Raw genomic sequence first — 6,442 nt, forward strand, 5'->3', positions numbered from 1 at the left:
CCTCCGTAAGTTACAACGACATGTGGAACGTGCGGCTGATCACTTCTTTTTGCTGTTCCCGGGAAAGCTTGTGGAAGTTTACAGCGTAGCCCGAAACGCGAATGGTTAGGTTTGGATAGGCCGACGGGTCGTGATAAGCTTCCATCAGCTGTTCCTTTGTCATTACATTTACGTTAATGTGGTGGGCGCGTTTTGCAAAATATCCCTTTAAAATGGAAACCAGGTTGCCGTAGCGTTCCTCATCGGTTTTGCCCAGCGAGTCGGGCACAATGGAAAAGGTGTTGGAGATTCCGTCGCGGCATGCTTCATAGGGCAGCTTGGCCACAGAGTTTAACGAGGCCAATGCGCCGTTGGTTTCCCGGTTGTGCATAGGGTTCGCGCCGGGGGCGAACGGTTCGCCGCTTTTTCTGCCGTCAGGCGTTGCGGCGGTTTTTTTGCCATACACCACGTTAGACGTGATGGTGAGCACAGAAAGGGTGTGAATTGCCCCGCGGTAGGCCGGGGTTTTGCGCAGCTCGGAAATGGTTTCTTCCACCATTTGTTTTGCAATGAAATCTACGCGGTCGTCGTCATTTCCAAACTTGGGAAAATCGCCGGTAGTTTCAAAGTCTACAATATAGCCGTCTTCATTTCGAATCGGGCGCACCTTTGCATATTGAATGGCGCTCAGCGAGTCTGCCAAAACAGACAGACCGGCAACGCCAAAGGCCATAAAACGTTCCACATCGGTGTCGTGCAGGGCCATTTGAATTTTTTCGTAGGCATATTTGTCGTGCATGCAGTGAATGACGTTCATGGTGTTGACATAAAGCCTGCACAGCCATGCGCGGTAGCGGCGGAACCGCTCCATTACTTTATCATAGTCTAAGAATTCCTCAGGGTAAACGTCTTCTTTCGGCCCTAAGGAAATGCCGCTCATGGGGTCTGTTCCTCCGTTTAAGCTTAAAAGCAGCAGCTTTGGCAGGTTGCACCGCGCCCCAAAAAACTGCATCTGCTTGCCCACTTTCATGGCGGAAACACAGCAGGCAATGGCGTAGTCATCGCCATAAATGGGACGCATTACGTCGTCGTTTTCATATTGAATGGAATTGGTTTTCACAGACACCTTTGCGCAGAATTTTGAAAACCCTTCGGGCTGGCTGTTTGACCATAAAACCGTCAGGTTTGGTTCTGCCGACGGGCCTAAGTTAAACAGGGTGTTTAACATGCGAAAGCTGTTTTTGGTTACCAGCGTTCTGCCGTCTTCCCCCATGCCGCCCAAGCCTTCGGTAATCCACATGGGATCGCCGCCGAACAGCTCGTTATAGGCGGGGGTTCTTAAGTGCCTTGCCATGCGCAGTTTCATAACAAAATCGTCCATCAGTTCCTGGGCCTGTTCTTCGGTTAGAGAGCCGTTGTTTAAATCCCGTTCTATGTAAATATCTAAAAAGGTGCTTGTTCTGCCCAGGGACATTGCAGCGCCGTTTTGTTCTTTAATGGCGCCTAAGTATCCGAAATAGAGCCACTGAATGGCCTCTTTTGCAGTTTCAGCAGGACGGCTGATGTCAAACCCATAGGAGGCGGCCATGGTTTTTAAACGTTTTAAAAAGTCAATCTGGCGGAAAACTTCCTCCCGCAGTTTAATGGTGTCTTCCGTCATATCTTTTTGCGCCAAAAGGTTGTTATCCTTTTCTTTTTCTGAAATTAAACGGTCAACGCCGTAAAGCGCCACCCTGCGGTAGTCGCCGATAATTCTGCCGCGGCCATAGGCGTCGGGAAGGCCTGTGATTACGCCGCTTTTTCTTGCCCGGCGCATTTCGTCGGTGTACACGCGAAACACACCGTCGTTGTGGGTGGTTCTATATTGAAACTCAGTTTCAATTTTATCGGAAAGCTCATAGCCATAGCTTTTACAGGCCTCGCGGGACATGCGAATTCCACCGAACGGATTCACCGCGCGCTTTAGGGGAGCGTCGGTCTGAAGACCTACAATCAATTCGTTTTGCTTATCAAGATAGCCTGCGGGGAACGTGTCTAAAGACGACACGGTTTCTGTGTCTACATCTAAAACGCCGCCTTTTTCCCGTTCTTTTGCGAGTAAGTTATTTAATTTTTCGTTTAATTTTTTCGTTCTGTCTGTGGGGCCTGATAAAAAGTCTGCTCCGCCTGCATAAGGTGAATAGTTTTTCTGGATAAAATCACGCACGTCAATGGTGTCTTGCCAGTTTCCGGATTGAAAATCCCTCCATGCTTGAATCATGTTTGTTCCTCCTTTTTTTAAGTAAAAAAAACAGACTCACAAAATGTGAATCTGCCCAGACGGTCGGCTATTTTTTACTTTTGTGCTCCCCGTGGTAAACTCCACTCATCCGTCAGTCACACAAAAACTTGTATTACAAAAATTATGATACCATATATATTGTGCTTTGTCAAGAGATAGACAAAAGATTTTTGCAAATACATGTACAAAAACAAAGAGAAACCCAACAAATTTTTCTTGACATTTTCACAAAGGTTTGCTATAATATTTTTTGTGTGATTAAAGCACATGGAGAGGTGGCTGAGCTGGCCTAAGGCGCACGATTGGAAATCGTGTGAACGTTAATAGCGTTCCGAGGGTTCGAATCCCTCCCTCTCCGCCATAATATTGATAAACCGCTTTGTTAAGCGGTTTATTTTTGTTTATACACGTTTTTTACACGATTTTGTTTAAAACAGCGACCGCTCTTTCTTCTTCGCGGGGATACAGGTGTGAATATGTGTTCCATGTGATTTCAATGTTTGAATGTCCCAGACGGCGGGCAATTTCCTGAATGTTAATTCCCTCATTTGCCAATAACGAAGCATGAGAGTGACGGAAATCATGTATGCGAATTGTTTCAAGTCCAGCGTCTTTGGCAAACTGAATGTTTTTATTTGATATGCTCGAATCGCGCAGACATTTGATTCCGCCACACACTCTTAAATCTTCACTGAAACCTTTAAACTGTTTCTGACGTGCTTTGTGTTCGTCTAATATCTTAATAAGTGGGGTAGGCATTTGCAGCACCCTATATGAGGATTTGTTTTTCGGCGGAGTTTCACGGTCGCCGCCTTTCAATTTTTGTGCAATACTCCTGCGGACATGTATTTTATCTTCTTCAATATCAGTCCACTTTAAGGCGTTTATTTCGCCCTTTCTCATGCCTGTATAAAATGCGATATTAAAGAATACATAATAACCCCAATCAATTAAACTGACAGCATTTTTGCGTGCGCATTCAATGTATTTTTTAAACTGCTCTGGCGTATAATAACGCAGCTTGTCCTCATGGCTGCTTATATCATATGCATCTTTAAAATTTCCGGCGGAAACTAAAGGGTTTTTAATAATATATTCCATTCTGACAGCGTAATTCATCATGGCCCGGAATTCTCCAAAAATATTTTGACGTGTTTTAATTCCTAACCCTAAATTATTCATTGTCGTTTTCCAGTTCTGGATTACGACGTTATTCAGTTTATCAATTTTTACGTTTTCAACATATGGGAGTATATATCTTTCAATATTCCTTTTGGATTTATCAAGAGATGTTTCTCTTACTTCATGTTTTTTGGCTTCTATGTATTCCTCAAAAAGTAGCCCAACGGTATAGCGGGAAGCCGGGACGCTATCTTTAACCTCTTTCATTAATTTTGCTTCCAGAAACTTAGCTTCTGCGTTTCCATATGCAACGCGGTCTATTTGTCTGTTTTTGCCCATGTTGTCTACATAGTTTATGCGCACACGATATTTCTGTTGTCCGTCCTTTTTGCCGTCCATTTTGTAAATAGGCATAAAAAAATACACTCCTTATTAAAAAATAGGTTTGACTAATAAGAGTGTATATGATATACTATAAATAAGCTTTTGGGTGTATATCATTATGCACTCTTATCCATGCCCTTGTGCCTACTGCAATAGGCGCGGGGGCTTTTTTACTTTTGGTTTTATTTTAAAAGCGAGATAACGCCAAATATTGTTGCAATTATAATTATAGCAACTATGAAGAAAGGAGCAACCAGACAGCCACATGCAGCGTCATTTACTATTTGATTTGGTGTTTTTGCGCCACAGTGGGGACAAGCGTTAGCTGTTTTCGCTATATCAGCTCCGCAAGTTTTACATTTCGTCATTTTTGAAAATAGTTTTGTACCGCTCCCAACATCAGAATTAAGGTAATCTAATATTTTTGAACCTTGTTCCTTACTGATTATAGAACCGCAATTTTTACAAATTTTTGTAGATTGAGTAATTTCAGCTCCGCAGTATTTACAAAATCTTTTTTGTTCCTCGTTCATCATAATCCCCCTATTTTGTAGTTATTCACAATCCTTACACTTACGGTACCCGGCAGCGATGGCTTCATCAAGGTACATAGTAACGGCTGTTTTTGGTATATGATAGCAATTAGGGTCGGTGTGATACACGTCGCCCGATTCTGCTTTCCAGACGATTTGCTCTAATTCCTTTACTGTGACCTTTGGGGAGACAACAGGCTCTGCCTCTGTCACTTCGGTGATTGGTATCGTTATAATATCCGGCACATCTGATTTGCTATTTAGGTAAAATACAAACAAAGTGCAAACTACAACGATTGCGGTAAGGCCAAACATTGATATCAATTGTGGGATTTGGCGCTCTCCCGCCTGATTGGACTTTATATATCCGCTGTATTGTAAAATAAGTTGCTTTTCTATCGCAAGCAGTCGGCCTTGTCTATCTTCCTCCAGCAAACGGTATGCTTCTGCTGCTGACTTGCTGTCCAGTCCAGTAAGACGTGCCAAGACACAATCTGACATTCCGCCGATTTCGTGCAAAATGCATGGCGGCGCCACAGTGTAATATGCAAACGCCTCAGCTTCACGCTCCTGCTCTTCATTTTCCGCAAACCTTACTTTGCCGGAACGTTTATGCTTTGCTTTTATGTGTCCTAACTCATGGTAAATGGTATGTAGCTTTTTTCCATAGCTTAAATCGTCGGAATATAGGATAGCCGTGAAATCATCACAGACTACGGAAATCCCGTCATTCTGCCTCATACCCTCCAAAACCTCAGGCCATACATCAGCCGGAATCGCTCCCTGAATAGATTCAGCCGCCGAATAAGCAACTAAGATAATGTCCTGTTTTTCGAGTACAGTCTCCAACTGCTCAATTGGTATGTTTAATTCCTTAAATTGAGCCTCCAATAAAAACCTGTACGACAACATTTTAATGTTTTCCATAAAGCAAATTTCCCCCTTAAATAATTTTAAAAATCTAAAATTATTATAGCAAAAGATGTCGTTGCTTGTCGATAATTGGCAAACACTAAAATGTCATAATTTAGATTATTTAATTTTTAATCTCTAATTTCGTTTCTCATTGCTTTAATTACGCCTTCAAGAGCTGTAAACTCAGCTTGTGTTAATTCATAGATTTTTTCATTATATGCTAAAACACCTTTATCCTTTGGGATTGACGATTTCACGACTGACCCTTTTCCCTGTGAGCCGTGTATCGTGTAGGTGTTTGTTGCGCTACTTTTAATATCTGCTATTGCTCTTTTCTTTGCCAAAAAAGAACTAACTGGTGACTTGTTGCTTTCTTCTGATGATGGGTCAGGCTCCCAACCCATAAGATTGGAAGGTGTTGTTTGGAGGGCTTTCGCCAGTGGTTTTAGTACGCTAGACGGTAAATCATCAATCCAGTCGCTCTCGTATCTATATATAGTTGTACGGTTCTTGCCAACCTTATCAGCAAGTTCATCAACCGTCATGCGAAGTTCTAATCGACGCTGTTTAATCCTTTGACCCGTTGTCACTACAAATCACCTCAAAGATAGTCTAACATATATTTTGCAAAAATGCAACTACAAAAATCACCAAAAAAACACTATTGCATTTGTGCAACTTTTTGAAAATTTTTACTTGACATATTGTTGCATGTGTGCAATAATAATGATGTGGCACACATGCAACTTTAGCTGAGAAGGTGAAAAAAATGAATGTACCAAAACTTAAAAGAAAAATAGCGGAAAAAAATTATAACATTTCAACACTCTCTAAAACTATCGGTATTGATAAAAGCACTTTTTACAGAAAAACACGTTCAAATTCCCCAGGCTTTTCCATTAGAGAGGTTAAAATGATTTCAAACGCATTAGAATTGACAGGGGACGAAATTAATAGTATTTTTTTTGTATAAAATATTGCATAAGTGCGACTTGATTTATGAACCCAACCGCAGGAGGTGAGGAATGTGGAATATATTTCAGAGAGAATAACAAATATAGCAGATTTGGAAGAACTTGTTGATGAGTGTTGCACGATGGTTCGCGTATTACAAACTGAAAGTCCTCATAATGAGAACTTTCAGTCATTGATTGATACTTTAAATCAAATACAAAATTTTAAACCAATAATTGATATATTAACCGATGGTTACTCACAATAAGTTATT

Annotated in this window: 7 protein-coding genes, 1 tRNA gene and 1 riboswitch; of the genes, 3 read left to right on the forward strand and 5 right to left on the reverse strand. The window is 41.6% G+C overall.

Translation table 11 applies throughout. From position 1 onward, the window contains the following. Nucleotides 1–10: 10 nt before the first annotated feature. Nucleotides 11–2,239 carry a formate C-acetyltransferase gene (pflB, locus tag WIG73_RS09525; protein ID WP_337400317.1) on the reverse strand — a complete coding sequence of 743 codons (2,229 nt, stop codon included), beginning with the start codon at nt 2,237–2,239 and terminating at the stop codon, nt 11–13. A 46-nt stretch (nt 2,240–2,285) separates the two neighbouring features. Next, nucleotides 2,286–2,369: riboswitch (ZMP/ZTP riboswitch) on the reverse strand. A gap of 160 nt (nt 2,370–2,529) precedes the next feature. On the opposite strand from pflB, the gene WIG73_RS09530 reads away from it, so the two are divergent. After that, nucleotides 2,530–2,621, forward strand: a tRNA-Ser gene (locus WIG73_RS09530). A gap of 53 nt (nt 2,622–2,674) precedes the next feature. On the opposite strand, the gene WIG73_RS09535 is transcribed toward WIG73_RS09530, so the two are convergent. The 4 genes from WIG73_RS09535 to WIG73_RS09550 all read right to left on the reverse strand — a co-directional run bounded on the left by WIG73_RS09535 (nt 2,675) and on the right by WIG73_RS09550 (nt 5,804). Beyond that, nucleotides 2,675–3,796 (reverse strand): site-specific integrase, encoded by a 1,122-nt coding sequence (locus WIG73_RS09535; RefSeq protein ID WP_337400318.1) that lies wholly within the window; start codon nt 3,794–3,796, stop codon nt 2,675–2,677. Nucleotides 3,797–3,948: 152 nt separating this feature from the next. After that, nucleotides 3,949–4,299, reverse strand: a complete 351-nt coding sequence (locus tag WIG73_RS09540; protein ID WP_337400319.1) for a zinc ribbon domain-containing protein — start codon at nt 4,297–4,299, stop codon at nt 3,949–3,951. Nucleotides 4,300–4,320: 21 nt separating this feature from the next. Next, entirely contained in the window at nt 4,321–5,226 is a 906-nt protein-coding gene (locus tag WIG73_RS09545; protein ID WP_337400320.1) for an ImmA/IrrE family metallo-endopeptidase, read from the reverse strand. Between the two features lie 116 nt (nt 5,227–5,342). Next, nucleotides 5,343–5,804: a helix-turn-helix transcriptional regulator gene (locus WIG73_RS09550; RefSeq protein ID WP_337400321.1), complete on the reverse strand. Its 462-nt coding sequence runs from the start codon at nt 5,802–5,804 to the stop codon at nt 5,343–5,345. Nucleotides 5,805–5,983: 179 nt separating this feature from the next. On the opposite strand from WIG73_RS09550, the gene WIG73_RS09555 reads away from it, so the two are divergent. Next, nucleotides 5,984–6,187 (forward strand): helix-turn-helix transcriptional regulator, encoded by a 204-nt coding sequence (locus WIG73_RS09555; protein ID WP_337400322.1) that lies wholly within the window; start codon nt 5,984–5,986, stop codon nt 6,185–6,187. 54 nt (nt 6,188–6,241) lie between these two features. Beyond that, nucleotides 6,242–6,436, forward strand: coding sequence for a hypothetical protein (locus WIG73_RS09560; RefSeq protein WP_337400323.1), 195 nt, complete (start codon nt 6,242–6,244; stop codon nt 6,434–6,436). Nucleotides 6,437–6,442 lie beyond the last annotated feature (6 nt).

This window comes from Congzhengia sp., assembly GCF_037235575.1.
GTDB classification, from domain to species: domain Bacteria; phylum Bacillota; class Clostridia; order UBA1381; family UBA9506; genus Congzhengia; species Congzhengia minquanensis.